The sequence below is a fragment of the Phaeobacter sp. JH20_26 genome, assembly GCF_048056275.1.
Lineage (GTDB): Bacteria > Pseudomonadota > Alphaproteobacteria > Rhodobacterales > Rhodobacteraceae > Phaeobacter > Phaeobacter bryozoorum.
In genome coordinates this window covers 630,154-651,962 of sequence record NZ_JAYMWL010000013.1, presented here as the reverse complement: position 1 = coordinate 651,962, position 21,809 = coordinate 630,154, and the positions used below count along the sequence as shown (strand labels likewise).

Below are 21,809 nucleotides of genomic sequence, written 5' to 3'. Positions count from 1 at the left end.
GCCTCCTCACGCGGGTGTGAGCGTCAAGGCGCCGAGCGCGCCGCATTTTGCGCAATGGCATCAAGATGTTGGTCCAGCTCTGCCGCGATATCGGCGAGATCAGCCCCGCCTTCATCGAGATAGGGGGCAAAGACATGGGTTGCGGTTTTATAAGAAAGCGTCGCCAAGCCATCTTCGCCTTCGGTCACATAAAGGCGGATCGGGGCTTCGATCATTGCGGCGGTGGAATGGCTGAGGACCCGCACCGCATAGTCATTGTTGAAAACACCGATCACCCGGTTGCCAGGTATGGTAATGCCACGGGCCGCAGCGGCCTTGGTCGGCCCGGCCTGCGTCACCACGACAAGACCCTGCGCCTTCGTCGCCGCAATCACATCTTCGACCAGCTGCGGGTAGGGCTTGCGGGTCTGATGAACAGCCCAGCCCTGGCGCTCGGCCAGCGGTGCGGCGGCCGCGACCATCGTATGTGACCCTGTTGCGGCGAACAGCACAAAGGCCAGGGCCGCAGCGAACATATGGCTGCGGCGGGGGGCCATCGGACCCATCACGTTTTGAAACATGGCGGTGATCTCCTGTCGTTGCTTGCGAGGTTAATGCCTCGGCGGCTGCACCGCAGTCACATTGTCGTGCAGCCGGGGCGAGCCGCGCGGCAGGGCAGTCAGGTGGTGCAGTCAGGCGGTACAGTCAGGCGGCGCGGCGAAAACCGGTGATCAGCTGGCGCAGCCCAACAGCGGCCCCGGCAAAGATCGACAGAAAGGTCACCGGGGCAGAAATCGACAACAGCGAAAAGGCGCTCAGACCCTGGCCGACCGTGCAGCCCATTGCAAGGACCGCGCCGCCCCCCATGATCGCGGCCCCGATGATCTGGCGGCGCAACTCGCGCGGGTCGTCGCAGGCCTCCCAGCGGAAATGCCCCTTGATCAGCGAACCGATAAAGGCACCGAGCCAGACGCCGCTGACCGAGCCGACGGCAAAGCTGATCGGCCGCAGGCTGCCGGTCATTGTCCACATGATGGTTTCGCCAAGCGGCGCGGAGAAGGAATGCGAGACCAGAGGTATCGCGTCAAACCCCGTCCGCGCGATATGGCTGCTGCCTGCCCAGCCGCTGATGATGGCAAACGCCACCAGCGCAGCCCAGCCAATAGCGGCCGGAGACTCGCGCACCTCGCGCCCGAGGATGGATATCAGCAGGATGGCACCGCCGACGGCAAGGCCGATAGCGCTGACCGACGCCCCAAGATGGTCGGCCAGATGATGGGCGATGCCGGCGGGCAAGTCATCGGTGATGCTCTGTTGCCGGAAAAACAGGTTGCGCAGCGGGGCGAGAGGGCCTGTCAGCACGACAAAGGTCGATACGCCCATCACCAGCACGATGACAAAGCTGCGCAGATCGCCGCCGCCGAGCCGGGCTATGGCACCATAGCCGCACATCCCGCTCAGGGCCATGCCATAGCCAAATAATAGGCCGCCGCCGATAGAGGCCAGCGGCATCCAGCGAATGGCAAGATATTGCGACTGCGCCGGATCCAGCCAGCCTAGAGTCATGAGGCCAAAACTTCCCAGGATTGCCATGCCGATTGCCATGCCCCACATCCGCAGACGCAGGGACGAGCCGCCATAGAGCAGATCCTCGATGGCGCCCAGCGTGCAGAACCGCCCCAGCCGCGCCGCCAATCCCAGCAGGACCCCGCCAAACACCCCCAGCAGGGCGGTCAGTTGCGTATCGCTCAGGAGGTCGGACAGGGGGGTGGGCATCTTGTGCGGGTTCCGCCGGTGAAAGAGCTGCGGGGCTGGCGGCTGAAGGGTCCGCTGCCAGTGTGGCCGGGCCGACCGGTCGTCGGTCAGTCCTCCTTGCAGAACAGCTCGTAGACCACTTCCAGGATCCGGCGCGGACGATCATCTGCCAGCCGGTAATAGATCGCCTTGCCCTCACGGCGTGGAATGACCAGACCTTCCAGACGCAGGCGCGACAGCTGTTGGGAAACCGCCGCCTGACGTGCGGAGAGCAGCTCTTCCAGCTCGGTCACCGATTTTTCACCCGACACCAGATGGCACAGGATCATCAGGCGTCCCTCGTGGCTGATCGCCTTCAGAAAATTCGAGGCGCGGGTGGCATTGTCCACCATCGTATCGAGATCTTCGGGGGCCATATCGGCGGAAAACTGTGGCAGGGCCATATCGGTGTTCTCTCCTGGTTCAACCATTGGTGGCCATCGGGGCGGGCTGCTGGTAGGGGGCGTGTCCCGCGTCTGGTTGCTCGGCAGCGGGCGGGACAAAGCCTGCGTGCGCATGCAGCAGACCGGAAATCAGCGGCCAGAAAAAATCCTCTCCCGGATAGCCTTCCAGTCTCGCCATCTCATGGCCGCCCTCAACGATCAAGAAGGTTGGCGTGAATGTGACCCGCCGTGACAGCGTCAGATCTTTCGGCATGTCGCGCAAATCTGCCCGGCGCAGCGGGGCAAAGGTGCCTTCGGCGGTCTTTGGATAGATCGGCGCAATTTCCGCGTCCCAGCGTTCGCACCAGGCGCAGCCCGGCTGCTCGACCATCACCAGCTCTGTGGCATCGCTGGCCGATGCGATCAGCGGCAATGCCGCCATGACAGCGACCTTTGCCAGCGCCGAGGCAGCGGCGCGGCAGCTGCGATAGGGCAGGGAGGTCAGCGAAGAAAAGGCCATGATGCGATTTGTCTCGATGATCTGTGTGGGGGCCGTGAAGTACGATGTCTGAGCCACGGCCGGTGATTGACGGGTCGGCATGAAGGGTGTCTATATGTACTACGTAATTTGAATATGTGAATAGTACAAGTTTCTACCGGGGTGACCGGCGGCCCGCGCATCTTGTTGGAGCTGTGCCTGATTTGGGCAATCGCGGCTTGCACACGGAGATCGACCGCCAGCAGCCGACAGAAGATACTTCTCGGCGCGATGTGGATCGGCAACTGTGGTCTTGTCTGGTTCGAACGCAGAAGATGGCAAGGGGCCTTGATACATGCTGGAAATCTCTTTGTTCGGAGCGCTTGTTGCGGGGCTATTGTCATTCTTCACGCCCTGCGTGCTGCCCATGGTGCCGTTTTACCTCTCCTATATGGGGGGGCTTTCCATCGCGGAGCTGCGCAGCGACGGCGAGATCGCTTTGGGCGCGCGGCGGCGCCTTGTGCTGGCGTCGATCTGCTTCGCCGCAGGGGTGACCACTGTCTTCGTGCTGATGGGAATGGGAGCCACCGCACTGGGGCAGGTGTTTGGCCAATATATGGATGTGCTGGCCTATGGCGCTGCGGTATTGCTGCTGGTCTTTGGGCTGCATTTTCTGGGGGTCCTGCGGATTCCACTGCTTTATCGCGAGGCTCGGATCGAAAGCACCGCGCCGCCCGCGACCTTGGCTGGCGCCTATTTGATGGGATTGGCCTTTGGCTTTGGCTGGACACCCTGCGTGGGGCCGGCCCTGGCCTCGATCCTGATGATTGCCTCTGGCCTTGGCGATATATGGCGCGGCGGGCTGCTGTTGCTGGTCTACGGCGCGGCGATGACCGCGCCCTTTGTGGTAGCGGCGCTGTTTGCCGGGCCTTTTCTTAGGTTTGTGGCCCGCCACCGGTCTGCCTTTGCCTGGGTGGAAAAGGGGATGGGCGTCATGCTCATCATCTTTGCGGTTCTGATCGCCACGGGCAGCGTGCGTTATATTGCCGAGGCTATGATCCGGTGGCTCCCGGGTTTTGCAAGTATCGGCTGAGCGGCCCAGAATGGCGGCCGTATTGGGAGGGTAAGAGATGAAACGACTAATGATCGGACTGTTGTGGCTGCTGTGTGTAGGCTCTGCGGGGGCGGTGGAGCTCGGCGATGATGGCCTGCACAAGACCCCCTGGATGCGCGAGACCTTCAAGGATCTGCGCGAGGATCTGGACGAGGCCAATGCCGAGGGCAAGCGGCTGGTGCTGTTCTTTGAACAAAGGGGCTGTGTCTATTGTACCAAGATGCACGAGGAGGTGTTCCCGACACCCGAGGTCGGGACCTACATCGGCGACAATTTCTTTGTGGTGCAGCTCAATCTATATGGCGATGTCGAAGTGACGGATTTTGACGGTGAAACCCTGTCGGAGAAGGACATGGCCCGAAAATGGGGCGTTCTGTTTACCCCGACAATGATGTTCCTGCCGCAGGAGGTGCCCGAGATTCCGGCGCCGCAGGCCGCGGTGGCGATCATGCCCGGTGCCTTTGGGGTCGGCACTACGCTCGATATGTTCACATGGGTGAACGAAGAGCGCTATTTGCTTGATAACGGAGAAGATTTTCAACGTTACCATGCCCGCCGCATCCAGGAACGGAACAACGGCTCCACCGATTGATACCGGTGGTTTGATCGTCTTTGCAGCAAAGATGGCCTTGCCTGCGTGCCGTCGGGCAGACGAGGCCGGATAGGTTGAACGGTCGAAACGACATAATGAAATTCAAATTACTGAATTTGATGTTGCGTTAGCCGGGTGAGGTCGCCTAGGGTAAACGCCAGCGAAGCACGCCAAAGCGCGTGGGAGCCAATGGGAGGAAACATGAAGCAAATATCTCTGACACTGGCAGCCTGTCTGGCCGGGACAGTTGCGTTTGCCGCTGAGATCGCGCCGAAAGAGGTCGCCTATGACGACGACGGCGCTGTTGCCGTATCGCTCAGCGGAGCTGCCGGGGATGCCGCCAGCGGCGCATTGCTGGTTGGCGATAAATCCAAGGGCAATTGCGTGGCCTGCCATCAGGTGTCCGCGCTGTCGGATGTGCCGTTTCACGGTGAAATCGGCCCTGCGCTGGATGGTGCCGGCAGCCGCTGGAGCGAGGCGGAGCTGCGCGGTCTGGTGGCCAATGCCAAGATGACATTCGACGGCACGATGATGCCCGCCTTTTACAAGGTCGATGGCTTCATCCGGCCGGGCGATGCCTACACGGGCGAGGCGGGGACCGAGCCATTGCCGCCGATCCTGACCGCCCAGGAAATCGAAGATGTGGTCGCATTCCTTGCGACCCTGAAAGAAGACTGACGCAAAGGACCGGGATCTTTTGCGCCATCAACGTCAAAGGAGACATACGATGGAGTTCTCACGTCGCGACACACTTGGCCTTGGCCTTGGGGCCGCTGCCCTGACCATGCTGCCCCTGCGTGTCGTTGCTGCAGCCGAGGATCGGATTGCAGAGTTCACGGGTGGCGCTGATATGGCTGACACCGGCCTGACACTGACCGCGCCCGAAATCGCCGAAAACGGCAATACCGTACCGATCGAGGTCGATGCGCCCGGTGCTTCCGCCATCATGATCCTGGCGACCGGCAACCCGACCCCGGGCGTCGCGACCTTTACCTTTGGTCCGTTGGCTGCCAGCCAGTCAGCCGCCACACGGATTCGCCTCGCAGGCACGCAAGACATTGTGGCGGTTGCCAAAATGGCCGACGGCAGCTTTGCCAAGGCAAGCGCGACCGTCAAGGTGACCATCGGCGGCTGCGGCGGCTAAGCGCGACCTGTCCGTCAGGTTCGCCCCATAGATATCAGGAGTTAACGACATGGCATCCGGTGTAAAACCCCGCGTCAAAGTCCCGAAGAAAGCAGCCGCAGGCGAAGCGGTGACCATCAAGACGCTGATCAGCCACAACATGGAAAGCGGTCAGCGCAAGGACAAGGAAGGCAACGTCATTCCGCGGTCGATCATCAATCGCTTTACCTGCGAGTTCAACGGTCAGTCCGTTGTTGATGTGGCCATGGAACCTGCCATTTCCACCAACCCTTACTTCCAGTTCGACGCCACCGTTCCCGAGGCGGGTGAATTCATCTTCACTTGGTACGACGATGACGGCTCTGTCTACACGGAACAAAAACCGATCGCGATCGGCTGATCCCTTCCGGATCCATAGGCAAACGCCCTGTCCGGAACGCCGGGCGGGACGACCACCCAAGGGAGGAAACAAGATGAATAATAAGGCAATCACCGCAATTGCCATGGCGCTGGCCTTGCCCGTTACCGCCTTTGCCGAGGCGGATGATGATACGCTGGTCGTCAATGACGAGATCGAAATGGTCACCAAGACCGCCGCACCCGCGCATGTTGCTGATGTGCTGGACGAGGTGATGTCAGGCTGGCATTTCCGCTCGGATGAGACGCAGGCGCTGCAGATGGATGATTTTGACAACCCTGCAATGGTCTTTGTCGATCAGGCAATGGATACATGGTCCAAGGTTGAAGGCACCGCGGAGAAATCCTGCGCCTCCTGCCACGACGATGTCGAAGAGAGCATGGTCGGCGTCCGCGCGGTTTACCCCAAGTGGAACGAGGATGCAGGCGAGATGCGTACGCTCGTCATGCAGATCAACGACTGCCGCGAGAACCAGATGGGCGCGGAGAAGTGGAAATACACCAGCGGCAAGATGGCGGCCATGGAAGCGCTGATTTCGGTGCAATCGCGCGGGATGCCGGTCAACGTGGCCATTGACGGCCCGGCCCAGTCCACCTGGGAACAGGGCAAGGAGCTTTACTACACCCGCACCGGTCAGCTGGAACTCTCCTGTGCCAATTGCCATGAAGACAACTATGGCAACATGATCCGCGCCGACCATCTGAGCCAGGGCCAGATCAATGGCTTCCCGGTCTACCGCTTGAAGAACACCAAGCTGAACACGGCCCATGCGCGGTTCAAAGGCTGCGTGCGTGACACCCGCGCCGAGACTTACAAACCGGGTTCGGCTGAGTTTGTGGCGTTGGAGCTCTATGTCGCATCGCGTGGCAACGGCCTCTCGGTCGAGGCTCCGTCTGTCCGCAACTGATCCGCGTGGCCCCGTGTCAGAGATGATGCGGGGCGCGTTTCCCTCAATTTCATTCAAACATGCGAATATGTCGTGTGTCTCAGTAGGAAGATGAACCCATGATCTCGCGGCGTGATTTCTTGCAGGTCTCCATGGCAGCGTCAGCGCTGTTTGGTGCCTCAGGTTTTGGCAGCTGGGCCAGACTGGCAGCGCAGCAGAAGCTGACACAGGATCAGCTCCTGCAGTTTGACACCTATGGCAACATCAGCCTGATCCATGTCACGGACATTCACGCTCAGCTGAAGCCGATCTATTTTCGTGAGCCCTCGGTCAATCTTGGGGTTGGTGAGAATAAGGGCCATGTTCCGCATATCACCGGCGCGGATTTCCGCAAGGCCTATGGGATCGCCGATGGCAGCCCCTCAGCTTATGCATTGACCTACAATGATTTTGCGTCGCTTGCGCAGGGCTATGGCCGGGTCGGGGGGCTGGATCGTGTTGCAACAATCATCAATGCCATCCGCGCCGACCGCCCCGATGCGCTGTTGCTGGATGGCGGCGACACCTGGCATGGCTCCTATACCTGTCATCACACCGAAGGCCAGGACATGGTCAATGTGATGAACGCGCTGAAGCCGGATGCGATGACCTTCCACTGGGAGTTCACGCTGGGATCGGACCGGGTGAATGAGATCGTCGAGGGGCTGCCCTTTGCCGCACTTGGCCAGAATATCTTTGATGCGGAATGGGATGAACCGGCTGAGCTGTTCAAACCTTATAAGTTCTTCGACCGTGGCGGCGCGAAGGTTGCGGTGATCGGTCAGGCCTTCCCCTATATGCCGATTGCAAACCCCGGCTGGATGTTCCCGGAATACTCCTTTGGGATCCGCGATGAACATATGCAGGAGATGGTCGACGAGGTACGCGCCGCTGGTGCGGATGTTGTTGTGGTGCTGTCGCACAACGGTTTTGACGTTGATAAGAAAATGGCCGGTATGGTCAGTGGCATCGACGTGATCCTGTCCGGCCACACCCATGATGCGCTACCGGAACCGGTTCTTGTTGGTCAGACCCACATTGTTGCGTCTGGGTCCAATGGCAAATTTGTCTCCCGCGTGGATCTGGACGTGCGTGACAGCCAGCTGATGGGGCTGCGGCACAAGCTGATCCCGGTGTTTTCCGACGTCATTGCGCCGGATCCGGTGATCAGCCAGCTGATCAACGACCAGCGCGCGCCCTATGAGGCAGAGCTGGCCGAGGTGATCGGCCAGACTGATGAGTTGCTCTATCGGCGCGGCAATTTCAACGGCACTTGGGACGATCTCATCTGTGACGCGCTGCTGACCGAGCGTGAGGCCGATATCGCCCTGTCGCCCGGCGTGCGTTGGGGGCCGTCCTTGCTGCCCGGCGATGACATCACCCGCGAGGATATCTGGAATGTCACGTCGATGAGCTACGGTGCAGCCTATCGCAATGAAATGACAGGCGAATTCCTGAAGGTGGTGATGGAGGACGTGGCCGACAACATTTTCAATCCCGACCCTTATTACCAGCAGGGCGGCGACATGGTGCGCGTCGGTGGCATGGGCTACCATATCGACATCACCAAGCCGCAGGGCGAACGGATCAGCAATATGACACTGCTGAAGACCGGCGAGGCGATTGACCCGGCCAAGACCTATATCGTTGCCGGCTGGGCCAGCGTGAATGAAGGGACCGAGGGGCCGCAGATCTGGGATGTGGTCGAAAGCCACATTCGCAAGATGGGCACCGTTACCCTTTCCCCGAACAATTCCGTGCAGGTGTCGGGCGCCTAAGCCCGGCATCCGCCAAAAATTTTTGCGCTGATGAATTCACGAAAGTGAATTTTTCGATGTAAGGAGGCAATCAGAGATGACTGATAAACCGAAGCAAACCAGCCGGTCGCGCCGCCAGTTTCTGGCCGGTGCTGCGGCGGTTGGGGCAGGGGCAGTGGCGAGCCGTTCTGCTGGCGCCGCGACACCCGACCCGCTGATCACAGAGGTGCAGGACTGGGCATCCGGTCTTGGCGACGGCGTGGATACCACCCCCTACGGCCTGCCGATCAAATACGAAAGCGACGTGGTCCGGCGCAATGTGGAGTGGCTGACGGCGGACACCATCAGCTCGATCAACTTCACGCCGATCCACGCGCTGGACGGAACCATCACCCCGCAAGGCTGCGCCTTTGAACGTCATCACTCCGGCGCGATTGAGCTGCGCAAGGATGACTACCGGCTGATGATCAACGGCCTGGTCGACACGCCTTTGGTGTTTACCTATGCGGATCTGGAACGCTTCCCGCGCGAAAACCGCGTCTATTTCTGCGAATGTGCTGCGAATTCCGGCATGGAGTGGGCCGGCGCGCAACTCAATGGCGCGCAGTTCACCCATGGCATGATCCACAACATGGAATATTCCGGTGTCCCGCTGCGCAACCTGCTTGAGGAAGCTGGCGTAAACCCCGCAGGCAAATGGGTTTATGTCGAGGGGGCGGATGCGTCCTCCAACGGGCGCTCAATCCCGCTGGAAAAGGCGATGGACGACGTGCTGGTCGCCTTCAAGGCCAACGGTGAGGCGCTGCGCAAGGAGCACGGCTATCCGGTGCGCCTCGTGGTGCCCGGCTGGGAAGGCAACATGTGGGTCAAATGGCTGCGCCGGATCGAGGTCATGGCGGGTCCGGTAGAGAGCCGCGAGGAAACCTCGAAATACACCGACACGCTGGCCAATGGCATCAGCCGCAAGTGGACCTGGGAGATGGACGCAAAATCCGTTGTGACCAGCCCAAGCCCTCAGGCACCGATTACACATGGCGCCGGGCCGCTGGTGGTCACTGGCCTGGCCTGGTCCGGGCGCGGCGCAATCACTGGCGTGGATGTGTCCCTGGATGGCGGCAAGACCTGGACCGAGGCGCGGCTGGCGGCACCGGGAACGGACAAGGCGCTGACCCGGTTCTATCTGGATATCAACTGGGACGGGTCCGAGATGCTGCTGCAAAGCCGGGCCCGCGACGCTTCGGGCTATGTGCAGCCAACCAAGGCGCAGCTGCGTGAGGTGCGGGGGCTGAATTCGATTTATCACAACAACGCCATCCAGACCTGGTGGGTCAAGGCAAACGGGGAGGCGGAAAATGTCGAGGTTTCTTGAAGTGGTGATGAAGCCCACCGAGGGGAGGCGGAGCTTGCTTGCAGCGGCTGTCGTTTCCACGATGGTCGTGACGCCAGCCGCGGCGGAAAAATTCGGCCTCGGTCGCCCGGCCTTGCCGGAGGAAATCGCGGCCTGGGATCTCGATGTCTCTCCCGATGGCACCGGGCTGCCCGAAGGCTCGGGCGATGTCTTCGCCGGCGAGGAGGTCTTTGCCGAAAAATGCGCGGTCTGCCACGGCGATTTCGCCGAGGGTGTGGGCAATTGGCCCAAGCTCGCGGGCGGGCAGGGCACGCTCGACCATGACGATCCGCTGAAAACTGTCGGCAGCTACTGGCCGTATCTCTCGACCACGTGGGATTACGTGAACCGTTCCATGCCCTTTGGCGACGCACAATCTCTGACCCCGGATGAGGTCTATGCGATTGTCGCCTATATCCTCTATTCCAACGATCTGGTCGATGATGAGTTTGTGCTGTCGGACGAAACCTTTGCCGGGGTGCAGCTGCCCAATGCGGACGGCTTTATCCTGGACGACCGTCAGGAGGCGGAAAAGCACTTCTGGAACCCGGAGCCCTGCATGGAGAGCTGCAAGGACAGCGTCGAGATTACCATGCGCGCCATGGTGCTGGATGTTACGCCGGACGAAACCGATGCCGCTGAGACACAAGCGGACACGGCAGCCGAACCGGCCGTGCCCGTCGCAGAGGCAGACAGCGCGTCCGTTAAAGAGGCCGTCGCCCCAGAGGCTACCCCAGACATCGGCCCAGACCCTGAGCTGGTCGCAAAGGGCGAGAAGACCTTTCGCAAATGCAAATCCTGCCACCAGATCGGCGCGGGCGCGAAATCGAAAACCGGTCCGATCCTGAACGGAATCATCGGCGCGCCAGCCGCCCATGTTGATGGGTTTCGCTATTCCAAGGCGCTGCTAGCGGCGGCAGAAAATGGGCTGGTCTGGGATGAGGCCGCGCTTGCGGCCTTTCTCGCAAATCCGAAGAAATACATGAAAGGGACCAAGATGTCCTTTGCCGGGCTGAAGAAAGACGCCGATATCGAAGCGGTGATCGCTTATCTGAAGGCCGCAACCGCCGACTGACCCCGCCAGCACTCCTCAGTGCGGGCGTCAGGCGATGCCTGCCTCCCACCACCTCCGCGATGGCTATCGCGGGGGTGGTTTGCGTTCCGCCAGAGTTGTGTCGTTCCGCCGCTGTCTGAACACTTGTTTTGCACAACGTCTTCAGATACTCACGCCGGTTCTTTCTCAGCGACAGGTGTCAGACATGACCACTCCCAACACCCTTGGAATCGACTTTGGCACCTCCAACTCGGCAGCCGGTGTTGCGGTCAACGGACGACCCTGGCTGGTGGAGATCGAGCCGGGGGAAACCACGCTGCCAACGGCCGTGTTCTTTGATCCTGATCGTCGCAAGATGATTATCGGGCGGCCAGCAACCCGCGCGTTGATCAATGGGGACGAAGGCCGCTTCATGCGTGCCTTGAAAAGCCTGCTCGGCACGCCGCTGATGTATGAAAAGCGTCGTCTGAATGGTGAACTGGTCGATTTTGTCACTATCGTGGCCCGTTTCCTGGCCGAGCTGAAGACCCGGGCAGAGGCGGCAACCGGCCAGTCGTTCAGCCATGCGCTGTCAGGCCGTCCGGTGCTGTTTCACAGCAAGGATGCAGCCCGCGATGCCCAGGCCGAAGTGGACCTGCGCGCCTGCTATCTGGCCGCAGGGTTTGAGGAGGTCCGTTTCATGCTGGAACCCGAAGCGGCCCTGCGCTCGGCACAGCCCAAGCCCGGCATCGGCCTGATCGTTGATATCGGCGGCGGCACCTCGGACTTCACAACCTTTGAGCAGTCACGGGATGGGACCGCGCGTATTCTGGCCTCGCATGGCGTGCGTCTTGGCGGGACCGATTTCGACCGGCAGCTGAGCATTGATTACGTGATGCCGCTGTTGGGGCGCGGCAGTGCCATTCGCAACAGTTTTGGCGGCGGCAGCCTGCCTGCACCCAACCGCCTGTTCAACGATCTGGCGACCTGGCAGATGATCCCGTTCCTCTATGCTGCCGACAGCCGCCGCGCCGCGCAGGATCTGGCGCGCAATGCCGAAGAACCTGAAAAACTGGCACGGCTTGTCTCCGTGTTGGAAGATGAGCTGGGGCACGATCTGGCCTTTGCCGTTGAGCGGGGCAAAATCGCGGTCAATCACCCAGATCGCCGCCGCGCGGTGATTGATCTGAAGGTTCTGGAACCGGGGCTGTCGGTGCCCCTGGACACGCAGACGCTTGAGCAGAGCCTGGCGAGCGATATCGAGGAGATCACCGCCTGCGCCCGCGAGACCCTTCATCGGGCGGATCTGCGCGGTGATCAGGTCACGCGAGTGGTTCTGGTCGGGGGTTCGGCCCTGCTTGCGGCGGTGCAGACGCAGATGCAGCAGCTCTGTCCGCGCGCTGAGCTATATTCAGAGAACGCGATGACAGCTGTCGCTGATGGTCTGGCGCTGGCTGCGGGCAGCGCGTTTGCCTGAGGCCGCGAACTGACGTCGGACATAGGCCTGCGCCGGGGTGATCTGATGGCTGGTCTCGACGCAGATTTCAGCTAGACTGAAGGTTCAGCCCATAAGCTTCGGATTCAGGTTTTTTAAGATGTTCCAGTTGTTTCGCCCCTTCTCCTCAGATGCCACCACCACTCATCGTCGAGCGCCGCTGCTGCTCAGCTGTCGACTGTCAGCCATCGCAGCCGCCGCGATACTGGCCTCTGGCCTTCCCCTTGCCGCGATGGCGGCATCCTGCGGCAATACCTCTGCCGGGTTTGAGACCTGGAAACGCGATTTCGCCCAGGAGGCGCAACGCGCCGGCGTCCGCCAGGCCGGGCTGAACGCGCTGGCCAATACCAGCTACGCCAGCCGCACCATCGCCGCAGATCGCAACCAGAAGAGCTTTCGCTATTCTCTTGAGAAATTCATGCAGATCCGCGGCGCCAATACGATCATCGCCCAAGGCCGCAAGCGCAAGGCACGCAATGCGGAGTTCTTTGCCGCCTTGGAACGCAAGTTCGGGGTTCCGGCCGGGATCCTGATTGCGATTCACGGTATGGAAACTGCGTTTGGCAATTACATGGGTGACAGTCAGGTGGTCTCGGCCATCGTGACGCTGACCTATGACTGCCGCCGCTCCGATTTCTTCAAACCCCATGCCATTGGTGCGCTGAAACTGGTGGATCAGGGCGCCATTACCAGCGCGACCAAAGGCGCCAAACACGGCGAACTGGGGCACACCCAGTTCCTGCCGGGGAATGCGCTCAACTACGGTGTGGACTGGGATGGCAACGGGCGGGTGGATTTCTACAACATGGGGGATGCGCTGGCCTCAACCGCCCATTTCCTGCGCAAGAAAGGCTGGAAACCCGGGCGTGGCTACCAACAGGGGGAGCCGAATTACCGTGTGCTGAAGGAATGGAATGCGGCAACCGTCTACCAGCAGTCGCTGGCCATCATGGGGCGCAAGATCGACGGCTGAGGACACCGCCTGCTCATCCGCAACGGGGGGCTGCTGCTGTCGGCGGCTGCTGCGGCTCAGTTCCACCCCTTGCGGAAAAAATGCGGGCTGGCGCCGAACTTGCGTTTGAACTGGCGCGAGAAATGCGTGGCGCTGTTGAAGCCAGACGCAAGCGCGATCTCGGTCACTGACATCGAGGTCTCGTTCATCAGCGCAAAGGCATGGCTGAGCCGCATGTCGAAATAGACATGCATCGGGCTCTGGTCGAGATAGCGCGCAAACAGCCGCTCCAGCTGACGGCGCGAGATATCCAGCCGATCACAGAGCTCGCCGATTGAGAGTGGCTCCTCAATTGATTCCTGCATCAGCTGAAGCGCGTTCAGCAGCCGTTGGTTGCGGCTGCCGATTGCGACCGCGTAATTGGACTTCTGCGGTGTGCTCTGCCCGCCGGTACGCACATGCAGGCACATGTCGGCAACAATGATCGCCAGCTGCTTGCCATGGCGTTCCTCGATCAGGTTCAGCATCATATCTGTGGCTGCATTGCCGCCGCCGCATGTCATCAGAGTATCGCTGATTTCAAAGATCCGGGGCGATGGGAGCAGGTCCGGATATCTCTCGACAAAACCGGGCTGGTTCTCCCAGTGCAGGGTGAACCGATGCTCGCCCAGCAGCCCAGCCTGCGCCAGAGCAAAGGCCCCGGTGCAGATGCCGCCGATCGAGCGGCCAAAGCGGCGTTCGCGCCGCAGCCAGTTCAACACCGCTTCACTGGCGGCATTCTGCGGTTCCACGCCCGAGCAGACAAAAGCCAGAGCATCCCCCGGGAGCGGACCCATTGGCAGGTCCGGCGTGATGGTCATCCCGTTTGAACAGCGGATCGGTTCGCCATCCGGTGTCATCACATACCAGCGATAGAGCTGCGTATTGGTGACCTGATTGGCAATGCGCAACGGCTCGACGGCGGCCGCGATGGGCAGCATCGTCGCCTTCGGCAGCAGCAGGAAATAGAAATCCTGCGGCTCACCGTCAAAGGGGATCGTCAGATTGGCCGACGCCCCTTTTTGCACAAAATAGTCATCGATCATTTCGGGAACCTGTAACACACCGGTTTCGGTTGGGTCTGTGATCTTTGCTAGTTAACCCCGATCTGCGGCCTGCATCCCACCTTTTGCGACGGCGGGGCGATGGTTTTCGACGCGGACCTGACTGTTTGCGCCACCGAGGCCGCATTCGGGTGCAGGGCACAGGCCAGCGCAAAAACAATCGCCGCCCCTTGCAGCCCAAATGTGGCGGCACTAAGACTCGGGTAATACTCAGTCGGCTATGATGCCGATACAATTCAAAGCAGGCAGGTCAATATGGTCGATCCAAGAGAAACATACATGAACACGCTGGTGCCGATGGTGGTGGAACAGACCAGCCGCGGTGAACGCGCCTATGATATCTTTTCGCGCCTGCTGAAGGAGCGGATCATTTTCCTTAACGGCCCGGTTCACGACGGCATGAGTTCCCTGATCGTGGCCCAGCTGCTGCACCTTGAGGCGGAGAACCCGTCGAAAGAGATCTCGATGTATATCAACAGCCCCGGCGGCGTTGTGACCTCGGGTCTGTCGATCTATGACACCATGCAATACATCAAGCCGAAGGTTTCGACACTGGTGATCGGCCAGGCGGCCTCCATGGGCTCGCTGCTGCTGACGGCGGGTGAGGCGGGGATGCGGTTCTCGCTGCCCAACAGCCGCGTCATGGTGCATCAGCCCTCCGGTGGCTTCCAAGGGCAGGCGACGGATATCATGATCCACGCCGAGGAGACCCTGAAGCTGAAGAAGCGTCTGAACGAAATCTACGTCAAGCACACCGGCCAGGAATACGACAAGATCGTGAACGCGCTGGAGCGGGATAATTTCATGTCTCCCGAAGAGGCGAAGGAATTCGGATTGATCGACGAAATCGTCGAAAACCGCAGCAAGCTGGACGACGAGGACAGCTGATCAGCGGTGTGAGCTGGCAGGTGTGCCCCGTCGTCATCGGGGCACACTTTGCGATTGTGGCTGCTGTGCCTGTGGCATAAGCTGCCAATATTACGGGTGGCGCAGGAGGCGCATGCACGCCCTGGACGGAAAGGTAGACCATGGCAACGAACTCAAGCGGCGACAGTAAGAACACGCTTTATTGCAGCTTCTGCGGCAAGAGCCAGCATGAGGTACGCAAGCTTATTGCGGGCCCAACCGTGTTCATCTGCGACGAATGCGTCGAACTGTGCATGGACATCATCCGCGAAGAGACGAAGGCCTCCGGGCTGAAGTCCACCGACGGCGTTCCGACGCCGAAGGACATCTGCGAGGTCCTTGACGATTATGTGATCGGTCAGGCAATGGCCAAGCGGGTGCTGTCTGTTGCGGTGCACAACCACTACAAGCGCCTGAATCACGCTCAGAAGGCGGGTTCGGACATCGAATTGTCAAAATCCAACATTTTGCTGATCGGCCCAACCGGCTGCGGCAAGACGCTGCTGGCGCAGACGCTGGCGCGTATTCTGGATGTGCCCTTCACCATGGCGGATGCGACCACGCTGACCGAAGCCGGTTATGTGGGCGAGGATGTCGAGAATATCATTCTCAAGCTGTTGCAGGCGTCGGAATACAACGTCGAACGTGCGCAGCGCGGCATCGTCTACATCGACGAGGTCGACAAGATCACCCGCAAGTCGGAAAACCCTTCGATCACCCGCGACGTGTCGGGCGAGGGGGTGCAGCAGGCGCTGCTGAAGCTGATGGAAGGTACCGTGGCCAGCGTGCCGCCGCAGGGCGGGCGCAAGCATCCGCAGCAGGAATTCCTGCAGGTGGACACCACCAATATCCTGTTCATCTGCGGTGGCGCCTTCGCCGGTCTCGACAAGATCATCAAACAGCGCGGCAAGGGCTCGGCCATGGGCTTTGGCGCGGATGTGCGTGATGACAGCGATGCGGGTGTCGGTGAAACCTTCAAGAAGCTTGAACCTGAAGACCTGCTGAAATTCGGCTTGATCCCGGAATTCGTCGGCCGTCTGCCGGTTCTGGCAACACTGGAAGATCTGGATGAGGACGCGCTGATCACCATTCTGACCAAGCCGAAGAATGCTCTGGTCAAACAGTATCAGCGCCTGTTCGAGCTGGAAGATACCGAGCTGGACTTTACCGAGGAAGCGCTGAGTGCGATTGCGAAGAAAGCGATCGAACGCAAAACCGGCGCCCGTGGTCTGCGCTCCATTCTGGAGGATATCCTGCTCGACACCATGTTTGAGCTGCCGGGAATGGACAGCGTCGAGAAAGTGGTCGTGAACGAAGAGGCTGTGAACTCGGACGCACAACCGCTGATGATCCACGCCGACGCCGAAAAAGAGTCGGCGACAGCTGGTTAAGCTTTGTAGCGATGCCAATGGCAGAACTGAGATGATTGAAAGGCGGCGTGAGGGTAACCTTGCGCCGCTTTTCCATGTGATTTTCGGTAAGAAAGAGACAGAGAACATGATCAAACGCATTTCCTCCGGAGGCGAATTTGAGGCCAAGATCGGCTATTGCCGCGCCGTGGTTGCGGGCGGCTTTGTGCATGTGGCAGGCACCGTGGGACAGGGGGACGACGTGGTCGCGCAGTGCCAGTCAGCGCTTAATATCATTGGCGCCGCGCTTGAGCAGGCGGGCAGCAGTTTTGCCGATGTGGTACGGGTGAACTACTACCTGCCCGATCGCGCTGAGTTCGAGCCCTGCTGGCCGCTGTTGGCGCAGACCTTTGGCGATAACCCGCCAGCTGCCACGATGATCGAATGCGGGCTGATTGATCCCAAGTTTCGGATCGAGATCGAGGTAACGGCCCTGGCGTCGGCCTAAGGGGAACTCTGGCCTGGGCCGACTGCGGGCTAGAACTCGAAACTACGCACAGGGGCGGTTTCCTTGCGGCGCCGCTCCATCAGCTTCTGCAACTCGCTTTTCTCTGGTTCTGCATTCAAGCCCAGCATGGATTTCGCCGCGTCCAGCGTTTTCATTGTCATCTGCTGCCAATCTCCTTCATCCGGTTCGGCCAGGCGGATCGTCTTTGGCCGCTGCTGGGCACGGTCGCCGTGGATCATCAGGCTGGTCACCTGCATCAGGTCCAGCACAGTAACGGCGACAATAAGGGTTGCGACCAGAGAAAGGATGAAGCGCACGGGCGGCCTCGCTATCGGATGTTAAGAATTCACGCGCATCTTAGGCGGCAATTATGGCCCGATTGTGCAAATGCCCGAGAAGTTTTGCGACAATCCCCATGGGCGGGTGCAGCGTGTCTGGACCTTGGCGGTAAATTGCGCCATATCAGAAGCGAAATTTTCGGAGGAACCGATGGGAATCCTGAACTCTCTCTTGCGAGCTGTGACCTGGTGGAACGGCTCGACCCTGAATACGCGTATCTTCACCGCCCGTAAGGGCACCAAGGTGGGTGAGGACGATCAGGGCAACGTGTATTATCGCAATGCCGACGACAGCAAGCGCTGGGTGATGTTCAACGGCGAGGTTGAGGCCTCGCGCATCGGGGCAGATTGGCATGGCTGGTTGCACCGCACGTTTGACGAAGTGCCGTCCGAAAAACCTCTGGCGCATAAACCCTGGGAAAAGCCGCATCAGGAAAACCTGACCGGCACCATGCTGGCCTATGCGCCGGCCGGGTCGATCCGCGCAGCCGGAGCTCCCAAGGAACGCAGCGACTATGAAGCATGGTCGCCGGAATAAGCATCGGTCACATCTGATCGAGACAACAGCGTCGCCAGCGGCGCTGGCAGGTCGGCGCAGGTGTCGACCCATCCAAAGGCAGGGGCTGAAACAGCATGTCGCATAACACTACCGAGGTTCTGGCAGGTGGGCTGGTTCTGGCCGCTGCCATCGGATTTGCCGTCTATGCCGGTCAGGCTGCCGGTCTGTCGCGCGCCGGCTCTGCTTATGAGCTGAACGCCTCGTTCCGGTCTCTGGAAGGGGTGAGCGTTGGCACCGATGTCCGTCTTGCCGGTGTCAAGATCGGCACGGTCACCGGTGTTGAACTGAACCCGCAGACCTTTCGTGCCGATACCCGGTTCTCCGTCAAGGAAGGGATCGAGATCCCCGACGACAGCGCGGTGGTGATTTCTTCCGAAGGCTTGCTTGGCGGCAACTTCGTTGAGGTGATGCCTGGCGGATCGCCCTTTGCCTTTGAGGCGGGGGACGCGGTGGAGGACACTCAGGGCGCGGTCAGCCTGATCTCGCTTCTGGTGAAATTTGTTGCAGGCAGCGGAGACGAAGGCTGATGCGTCTGATTGCGGCGCTTTTTGCACTTGTGACAGCCACGGGTGTCGCTTGCGCGCAGGGGGCTGCTGAAAATGGCACCTCCGCCGTTCTGCGCGGCCTCGACAAGGTCAATGGTCAGACGCAGGATCTGGAAATTCCGGTGGGCGGCAGCGCTGAGATATTTGGCGTGATCGTTAGCCTGCAGGAATGCCGCTTTCCTGCCGACAACCCAACCGGCGATGCCTATGCCTATGTGACGGTGCGCAATCCCAATGATGCTACGGTTTATTTTGACGGCTGGATGATCGCGTCAAGCCCGGCTTTGAACGCGCTGGATCACAGTCGCTATGATATCTGGGTGATGCGCTGCACCAACGCCTGAGGCGTGGGCAGGGGGGCGGCGGTAAAATCCGCGTCAATATCCAGCGCCTCCCGCAATTGGCGGCGATAGCGCGCCCGGCTGATCTCGACCGCGCCGAGAGAGGCGAGATGCGGCGTCAGGAACTGCGTGTCACAGAGGGTGAAACCCGTCTGTTGCAGCCGATCCATCAGATAGGCCAATGCGATCTTTGACGCGTCCCGGCGCCGGGAGAACATGCTCTCACCGAAGAACGCACCGCCCAGCACAACCCCATAGACGCCACCTGTCAGCTCACCTGCTTGATAAACCTCAAGCGAATGGGCGTTGCCCTGCTGGTGCAGGTCAATGTAGCGGGCGCGGATTTCTGGGTTGATCCATGTCTCGGCGCGATCGGCACAGCCGTCAAGCACTGCGGCAAAATCCCGGTTCACGGCAATTTCATGCCCCCCCTTTCGCAGGGTTTTGGCCAGCGAGCGCGACAGATGAAATCCACCGATCGGGAACACGCCGCGCCGCTTCGGATCTACCCAGAAAACGTCGGGGTCGTCCCGGCTCTCGGCCATGGGAAAAACGCCGACGGAATAGGCGTGAAGCAGCAGTTCTGGCGTGAGGGTCATAAGGCTAGTCTAAAACGGGATCGTGGGTCCGGGGAAATGGAAAACGCGATGATACAAGGCAAAGGGCGGGGTAAAAATCGGGCAGCGGGAAAGAAAAAAGGCGGCCCCGCAAGGCCGCCCCAAATGATCAGGCGTTACCGAGATTGGTTTCCAGCCATTTTTCCAGCCAATGAATATTGTACTGCCCGGTGTGGATATCCTTCTCTTCGAGCAGCGCGTGGAACAGCGGAACGGTGGTGTCGACACCATCCACGATTAGCTCTCCTAGGGCACGGCTGAGACGCGCCAAGGCCTCTGGCCGGTCGCGGCCATGCACGATCAGCTTGCCAATCAGGCTGTCGTAGTAGGGCGGGATCGAATAGCCGTCGTAAAGCGCCGAATCCATCCGCACACCCAGCCCGCCGGGGGCGTGATACTGGGTGATCTTGCCCGGACAGGGCGAGAAGTTCGGCAGTTTCTCGGCGTTGATCCGCACCTCGATCGAGTGACCGTTGATCTCCAGATCGTCCTGGGTGAACGACATCGGCAGGCCTTCGGCGACCCGGATCTGCTCGCGCACCAGATCGACACCGAAAATGCTCTCGGTGACCGGGTGTTCCACCTGCAGGCGGGTGTTCATCTCGATGAAGTAGAATTCACCGTTTTCATAGAGGAACTCGATGGTGCCAGCGCCAATGTAATTGATCTTTGCAACGGCATCCGCACAGGTCTTGCCGATCCGCGCACGTTCCTCTGGGGTAATGCAGGGGCCGGGAGCCTCTTCGAAAACCTTCTGGTGGCGCCGCTGCAGCGAACAGTCGCGCTCGCCCAGATGAACGGCATTGCCCTTGCCGTCGCCAAAGACCTGGATCTCGATGTGGCGCGGTGTGGTCAGGTATTTCTCGATATAGACCTCATCGTTGCCAAAGGCGGCTTTGCCTTCGGCGCGGGCAGTCATGAAGGCCTGTTCCATGTCGGCGGCGGTCTTGGCTACCTTCATGCCACGTCCGCCACCGCCGGCGGTGGCCTTGATGATCACCGGATAGCCGATGTCCTCGCCAATTTTCTTGGCAGTTTCCAGATCCGGTACACCACCATCGGAGCCGGGCACGCAGGGCACGCCCAGATCCTTCATGGTGTCCTTTGCGGTGATCTTGTCGCCCATGACGCGGATATGTTCCGCGGTGGGGCCGATAAAGGTCAGCCCGTGGTCCTCGACGATCTGAACGAAATTGGCATTCTCCGACAGGAAGCCATAGCCGGGATGGATCGCCTGAGCACCGGTGATCTCGCAGGCGGAGATGATGGCGGGGATCGACAGGTAGCTGTGGGTGCCGGACGGCGGTCCGATACAGACGGATTCGTCGGCCATGCGAACATGCATCGCATCCGCGTCAGCGGTGGAATGCACGGCAACCGACTTGATGCCCATTTCCCGGCAGGCGCGGATCACGCGCAGCGCGATCTCACCTCGGTTGGCAATCAGGATCTTATCAAACATGTTGGACCCTTACTCGATGATGACCAGCGGCGTTCCGAATTCGACCGCTGCGCCGTCTTCGACGAGGATACGCTTGATGGTGCCGGCCTTCGGGGCCGGGATGTGGTTCATGGTCTTCATGGCTTCGACGATCAAGAGGGTATCGCCCTCGGCCACCTGATCGCCAACTTTTACAAACGTCGGCGCGCCCGGTTCGGGCTGGGTGTAGACGGTCCCGACCATCGGCGAGGGAACGGCGCCGGGGTGGCTGGCGGGATCCTCTGCGGCGGCGGGTGCTGCGGCAGGGGCGGCGGCCGCCGGGGCAGCTGCCGCGGCCACCGGGGCCGGTGCGGCATAAGCCTGTACAGGGGCCGCGGCCATGGTCTGGCGCGATACGCGCACGTTCAGGCTGTCGTCTTCGCCGTAGTCACGTTTGACCTGCAATTCGGTCAGATCATTGTCGCGCAGCAGTTCCGCCAGCGCTTTGATGAAGGATACGTCTGCTTCGTGGGTCTTATTTGTCATTGTTGTCCTCAGCCGGTTCCGACAGGCCCGCAGATCCCTACGGGCATAAGAATTGAAGGCGCTTATAGGGTATGCTTTACCACAAGGAAAGCGCTGACAAGATAGCCGCTAACATGAGCGCCATTGGCAGGATTTGCAATCTCGTCG

The 21,809-nt window shown here is 60.4% G+C and carries 26 protein-coding genes; 17 read left to right on the top strand and 9 right to left on the bottom strand.

The genetic code is table 11. The features are described 5' to 3' along the window. Positions 1–23: 23 nt before the first annotated feature. The 4 genes from VWY60_RS08905 to VWY60_RS08890 form a co-directional block, all read right to left on the bottom strand. Positions 24–560, bottom strand: coding sequence for a DUF302 domain-containing protein (locus VWY60_RS08905; RefSeq protein ID WP_416540309.1), 537 nt, complete (start codon positions 558–560; stop codon positions 24–26). Between the two features lie 124 nt (positions 561–684). Beyond that, the gene (locus VWY60_RS08900; protein ID WP_416540308.1) at positions 685–1,755 is read right to left on the bottom strand and encodes a YeeE/YedE family protein; all 1,071 of its coding nucleotides are present in this window, start codon (positions 1,753–1,755) and stop codon (positions 685–687) included. 86 nt (positions 1,756–1,841) lie between these two features. Then, positions 1,842–2,177, bottom strand: a complete 336-nt coding sequence (locus VWY60_RS08895; protein WP_340546305.1) for an ArsR/SmtB family transcription factor — start codon at positions 2,175–2,177, stop codon at positions 1,842–1,844. A 19-nt stretch (positions 2,178–2,196) separates the two neighbouring features. Next, positions 2,197–2,676 carry a hypothetical protein gene (locus VWY60_RS08890; protein ID WP_416540790.1) on the bottom strand — a complete coding sequence of 160 codons (480 nt, stop codon included), beginning with the start codon at positions 2,674–2,676 and terminating at the stop codon, positions 2,197–2,199. 313 nt (positions 2,677–2,989) lie between these two features. Between VWY60_RS08890 and VWY60_RS08885 the strand changes: the two genes are divergently transcribed. The 11 genes from VWY60_RS08885 (at position 2,990) to VWY60_RS08835 (ending at position 13,451) form a co-directional block, all read left to right on the top strand. Continuing rightward, positions 2,990–3,727 carry a cytochrome c biogenesis CcdA family protein gene (locus tag VWY60_RS08885; RefSeq protein WP_416540307.1) on the top strand — a complete coding sequence of 246 codons (738 nt, stop codon included), beginning with the start codon at positions 2,990–2,992 and terminating at the stop codon, positions 3,725–3,727. A 37-nt stretch (positions 3,728–3,764) separates the two neighbouring features. Continuing rightward, positions 3,765–4,340 carry a thioredoxin family protein gene (locus VWY60_RS08880; protein ID WP_416540306.1) on the top strand — a complete coding sequence of 192 codons (576 nt, stop codon included), beginning with the start codon at positions 3,765–3,767 and terminating at the stop codon, positions 4,338–4,340. A 201-nt stretch (positions 4,341–4,541) separates the two neighbouring features. After that, positions 4,542–5,018 (top strand): sulfur oxidation c-type cytochrome SoxX, encoded by a 477-nt coding sequence (gene soxX, locus VWY60_RS08875; RefSeq protein WP_340545302.1) that lies wholly within the window; start codon positions 4,542–4,544, stop codon positions 5,016–5,018. Between the two features lie 49 nt (positions 5,019–5,067). Continuing rightward, positions 5,068–5,484 (top strand): thiosulfate oxidation carrier protein SoxY, encoded by a 417-nt coding sequence (soxY, locus tag VWY60_RS08870; RefSeq protein ID WP_340545303.1) that lies wholly within the window; start codon positions 5,068–5,070, stop codon positions 5,482–5,484. Between the two features lie 49 nt (positions 5,485–5,533). Then, positions 5,534–5,863 carry a thiosulfate oxidation carrier complex protein SoxZ gene (gene soxZ, locus VWY60_RS08865; RefSeq protein WP_416540305.1) on the top strand — a complete coding sequence of 110 codons (330 nt, stop codon included), beginning with the start codon at positions 5,534–5,536 and terminating at the stop codon, positions 5,861–5,863. A 73-nt stretch (positions 5,864–5,936) separates the two neighbouring features. Further along, complete coding sequence (gene soxA / locus VWY60_RS08860; protein ID WP_416536194.1) at positions 5,937–6,788, top strand: sulfur oxidation c-type cytochrome SoxA; 852 nt, start codon at positions 5,937–5,939, stop codon at positions 6,786–6,788. Positions 6,789–6,886: 98 nt separating this feature from the next. Next, positions 6,887–8,584 carry a thiosulfohydrolase SoxB gene (soxB, locus tag VWY60_RS08855; RefSeq protein WP_416540304.1) on the top strand — a complete coding sequence of 566 codons (1,698 nt, stop codon included), beginning with the start codon at positions 6,887–6,889 and terminating at the stop codon, positions 8,582–8,584. 76 nt (positions 8,585–8,660) lie between these two features. Further along, positions 8,661–9,932, top strand: coding sequence for a sulfite dehydrogenase (soxC, locus tag VWY60_RS08850; protein ID WP_416540303.1), 1,272 nt, complete (start codon positions 8,661–8,663; stop codon positions 9,930–9,932). A gap of 61 nt (positions 9,933–9,993) precedes the next feature. Further along, positions 9,994–11,025: a c-type cytochrome gene (locus VWY60_RS08845; RefSeq protein ID WP_416540789.1), complete on the top strand. Its 1,032-nt coding sequence runs from the start codon at positions 9,994–9,996 to the stop codon at positions 11,023–11,025. Positions 11,026–11,209: 184 nt separating this feature from the next. Further along, positions 11,210–12,460, top strand: coding sequence for an Hsp70 family protein (locus tag VWY60_RS08840; RefSeq protein ID WP_416540302.1), 1,251 nt, complete (start codon positions 11,210–11,212; stop codon positions 12,458–12,460). A 181-nt stretch (positions 12,461–12,641) separates the two neighbouring features. Continuing rightward, on the top strand, positions 12,642–13,451 hold the full coding sequence (locus VWY60_RS08835) for a lytic murein transglycosylase (protein ID WP_416540788.1): 810 nt from the start codon (positions 12,642–12,644) through the stop codon (positions 13,449–13,451). Positions 13,452–13,507: 56 nt separating this feature from the next. On the opposite strand, the gene VWY60_RS08830 is transcribed toward VWY60_RS08835, so the two are convergent. After that, on the bottom strand, positions 13,508–14,515 hold the full coding sequence (locus tag VWY60_RS08830; protein ID WP_416538633.1) for a GlxA family transcriptional regulator: 1,008 nt from the start codon (positions 14,513–14,515) through the stop codon (positions 13,508–13,510). A 273-nt stretch (positions 14,516–14,788) separates the two neighbouring features. Between VWY60_RS08830 and VWY60_RS08825 the strand changes: the two genes are divergently transcribed. The 3 genes from VWY60_RS08825 to VWY60_RS08815 all read left to right on the top strand — a co-directional run bounded on the left by VWY60_RS08825 (position 14,789) and on the right by VWY60_RS08815 (position 17,296). Then, positions 14,789–15,421, top strand: coding sequence for an ATP-dependent Clp protease proteolytic subunit (locus tag VWY60_RS08825; protein ID WP_340545310.1), 633 nt, complete (start codon positions 14,789–14,791; stop codon positions 15,419–15,421). A 140-nt stretch (positions 15,422–15,561) separates the two neighbouring features. Further along, positions 15,562–16,830, top strand: a complete 1,269-nt coding sequence (clpX, locus tag VWY60_RS08820; protein WP_340545311.1) for an ATP-dependent Clp protease ATP-binding subunit ClpX — start codon at positions 15,562–15,564, stop codon at positions 16,828–16,830. A 106-nt stretch (positions 16,831–16,936) separates the two neighbouring features. Further along, the gene (locus VWY60_RS08815) at positions 16,937–17,296 is read left to right on the top strand and encodes a RidA family protein (RefSeq protein WP_340545312.1); all 360 of its coding nucleotides are present in this window, start codon (positions 16,937–16,939) and stop codon (positions 17,294–17,296) included. A 29-nt stretch (positions 17,297–17,325) separates the two neighbouring features. Here the strand turns inward: VWY60_RS08815 and VWY60_RS08810 are convergent, their stop codons facing one another. Continuing rightward, entirely contained in the window at positions 17,326–17,613 is a 288-nt protein-coding gene (locus tag VWY60_RS08810) for a hypothetical protein (RefSeq protein ID WP_416540301.1), read from the bottom strand. Between the two features lie 172 nt (positions 17,614–17,785). On the opposite strand from VWY60_RS08810, the gene VWY60_RS08805 reads away from it, so the two are divergent. The 3 genes from VWY60_RS08805 (at position 17,786) to VWY60_RS08795 (ending at position 19,082) form a co-directional block, all read left to right on the top strand. Beyond that, positions 17,786–18,172, top strand: coding sequence for an NADH:ubiquinone oxidoreductase subunit NDUFA12 (locus VWY60_RS08805; RefSeq protein WP_340545314.1), 387 nt, complete (start codon positions 17,786–17,788; stop codon positions 18,170–18,172). Positions 18,173–18,267: 95 nt separating this feature from the next. Continuing rightward, the gene (gene mlaD, locus VWY60_RS08800; protein ID WP_340545315.1) at positions 18,268–18,720 is read left to right on the top strand and encodes an outer membrane lipid asymmetry maintenance protein MlaD; all 453 of its coding nucleotides are present in this window, start codon (positions 18,268–18,270) and stop codon (positions 18,718–18,720) included. After that, positions 18,720–19,082, top strand: coding sequence for a DUF2155 domain-containing protein (locus VWY60_RS08795; RefSeq protein WP_416538634.1), 363 nt, complete (start codon positions 18,720–18,722; stop codon positions 19,080–19,082). The genes mlaD and VWY60_RS08795 overlap by 1 nt, the downstream gene beginning before the upstream one ends. On the opposite strand, the gene aat is transcribed toward VWY60_RS08795, so the two are convergent. From aat to accB, 3 genes are all read right to left on the bottom strand, one after another. Next, positions 19,046–19,678 carry a leucyl/phenylalanyl-tRNA--protein transferase gene (gene aat, locus VWY60_RS08790; RefSeq protein ID WP_340545317.1) on the bottom strand — a complete coding sequence of 211 codons (633 nt, stop codon included), beginning with the start codon at positions 19,676–19,678 and terminating at the stop codon, positions 19,046–19,048. The two genes, VWY60_RS08795 and aat, sit on opposite strands and share 37 nt — an antisense overlap. 127 nt (positions 19,679–19,805) lie before the next feature. Then, positions 19,806–21,158, bottom strand: coding sequence for an acetyl-CoA carboxylase biotin carboxylase subunit (gene accC, locus VWY60_RS08785; protein WP_340545318.1), 1,353 nt, complete (start codon positions 21,156–21,158; stop codon positions 19,806–19,808). A gap of 9 nt (positions 21,159–21,167) precedes the next feature. Further along, positions 21,168–21,662, bottom strand: a complete 495-nt coding sequence (gene accB, locus VWY60_RS08780; RefSeq protein ID WP_340545319.1) for an acetyl-CoA carboxylase biotin carboxyl carrier protein — start codon at positions 21,660–21,662, stop codon at positions 21,168–21,170. Positions 21,663–21,809: the final 147 nt, after the last annotated feature.

Bases quoted from the DNA above. Each gene is read 5' to 3' on its own strand.
- soxA (WP_416536194.1), top strand. From the start codon at position 5,937: ATGAATAATAAGGCAATCACCGCAATTGCCATGGCGCTGGCCTTGCCC.
- VWY60_RS08815 (WP_340545312.1), top strand. From the start codon at position 16,937: ATGATCAAACGCATTTCCTCCGGAGGCGAATTTGAGGCCAAGATCGGC.
- VWY60_RS08890 (WP_416540790.1), bottom strand. From the start codon at position 2,676: ATGGCCTTTTCTTCGCTGACCTCCCTGCCCTATCGCAGCTGCCGCGCC.
- clpX (WP_340545311.1), top strand. From the start codon at position 15,562: ATGGCAACGAACTCAAGCGGCGACAGTAAGAACACGCTTTATTGCAGC.
- VWY60_RS08880 (WP_416540306.1), top strand. From the start codon at position 3,765: ATGAAACGACTAATGATCGGACTGTTGTGGCTGCTGTGTGTAGGCTCT.
- soxX (WP_340545302.1), top strand. From the start codon at position 4,542: ATGAAGCAAATATCTCTGACACTGGCAGCCTGTCTGGCCGGGACAGTT.
- accC (WP_340545318.1), bottom strand. From the start codon at position 21,158: ATGTTTGATAAGATCCTGATTGCCAACCGAGGTGAGATCGCGCTGCGC.
- accB (WP_340545319.1), bottom strand. From the start codon at position 21,662: ATGACAAATAAGACCCACGAAGCAGACGTATCCTTCATCAAAGCGCTG.
- VWY60_RS08830 (WP_416538633.1), bottom strand. From the start codon at position 14,515: ATGATCGATGACTATTTTGTGCAAAAAGGGGCGTCGGCCAATCTGACG.
- mlaD (WP_340545315.1), top strand. From the start codon at position 18,268: ATGTCGCATAACACTACCGAGGTTCTGGCAGGTGGGCTGGTTCTGGCC.
- VWY60_RS08805 (WP_340545314.1), top strand. From the start codon at position 17,786: ATGGGAATCCTGAACTCTCTCTTGCGAGCTGTGACCTGGTGGAACGGC.
- VWY60_RS08845 (WP_416540789.1), top strand. From the start codon at position 9,994: ATGGTCGTGACGCCAGCCGCGGCGGAAAAATTCGGCCTCGGTCGCCCG.
- VWY60_RS08905 (WP_416540309.1), bottom strand. From the start codon at position 560: ATGTTTCAAAACGTGATGGGTCCGATGGCCCCCCGCCGCAGCCATATG.
- VWY60_RS08840 (WP_416540302.1), top strand. From the start codon at position 11,210: ATGACCACTCCCAACACCCTTGGAATCGACTTTGGCACCTCCAACTCG.
- aat (WP_340545317.1), bottom strand. From the start codon at position 19,678: ATGACCCTCACGCCAGAACTGCTGCTTCACGCCTATTCCGTCGGCGTT.
- VWY60_RS08895 (WP_340546305.1), bottom strand. From the start codon at position 2,177: ATGGCCCTGCCACAGTTTTCCGCCGATATGGCCCCCGAAGATCTCGAT.
- VWY60_RS08825 (WP_340545310.1), top strand. From the start codon at position 14,789: ATGGTCGATCCAAGAGAAACATACATGAACACGCTGGTGCCGATGGTG.
- VWY60_RS08900 (WP_416540308.1), bottom strand. From the start codon at position 1,755: ATGCCCACCCCCCTGTCCGACCTCCTGAGCGATACGCAACTGACCGCC.
- soxY (WP_340545303.1), top strand. From the start codon at position 5,068: ATGGAGTTCTCACGTCGCGACACACTTGGCCTTGGCCTTGGGGCCGCT.
- soxB (WP_416540304.1), top strand. From the start codon at position 6,887: ATGATCTCGCGGCGTGATTTCTTGCAGGTCTCCATGGCAGCGTCAGCG.
- VWY60_RS08795 (WP_416538634.1), top strand. From the start codon at position 18,720: ATGCGTCTGATTGCGGCGCTTTTTGCACTTGTGACAGCCACGGGTGTC.
- VWY60_RS08885 (WP_416540307.1), top strand. From the start codon at position 2,990: ATGCTGGAAATCTCTTTGTTCGGAGCGCTTGTTGCGGGGCTATTGTCA.
- soxZ (WP_416540305.1), top strand. From the start codon at position 5,534: ATGGCATCCGGTGTAAAACCCCGCGTCAAAGTCCCGAAGAAAGCAGCC.
- soxC (WP_416540303.1), top strand. From the start codon at position 8,661: ATGACTGATAAACCGAAGCAAACCAGCCGGTCGCGCCGCCAGTTTCTG.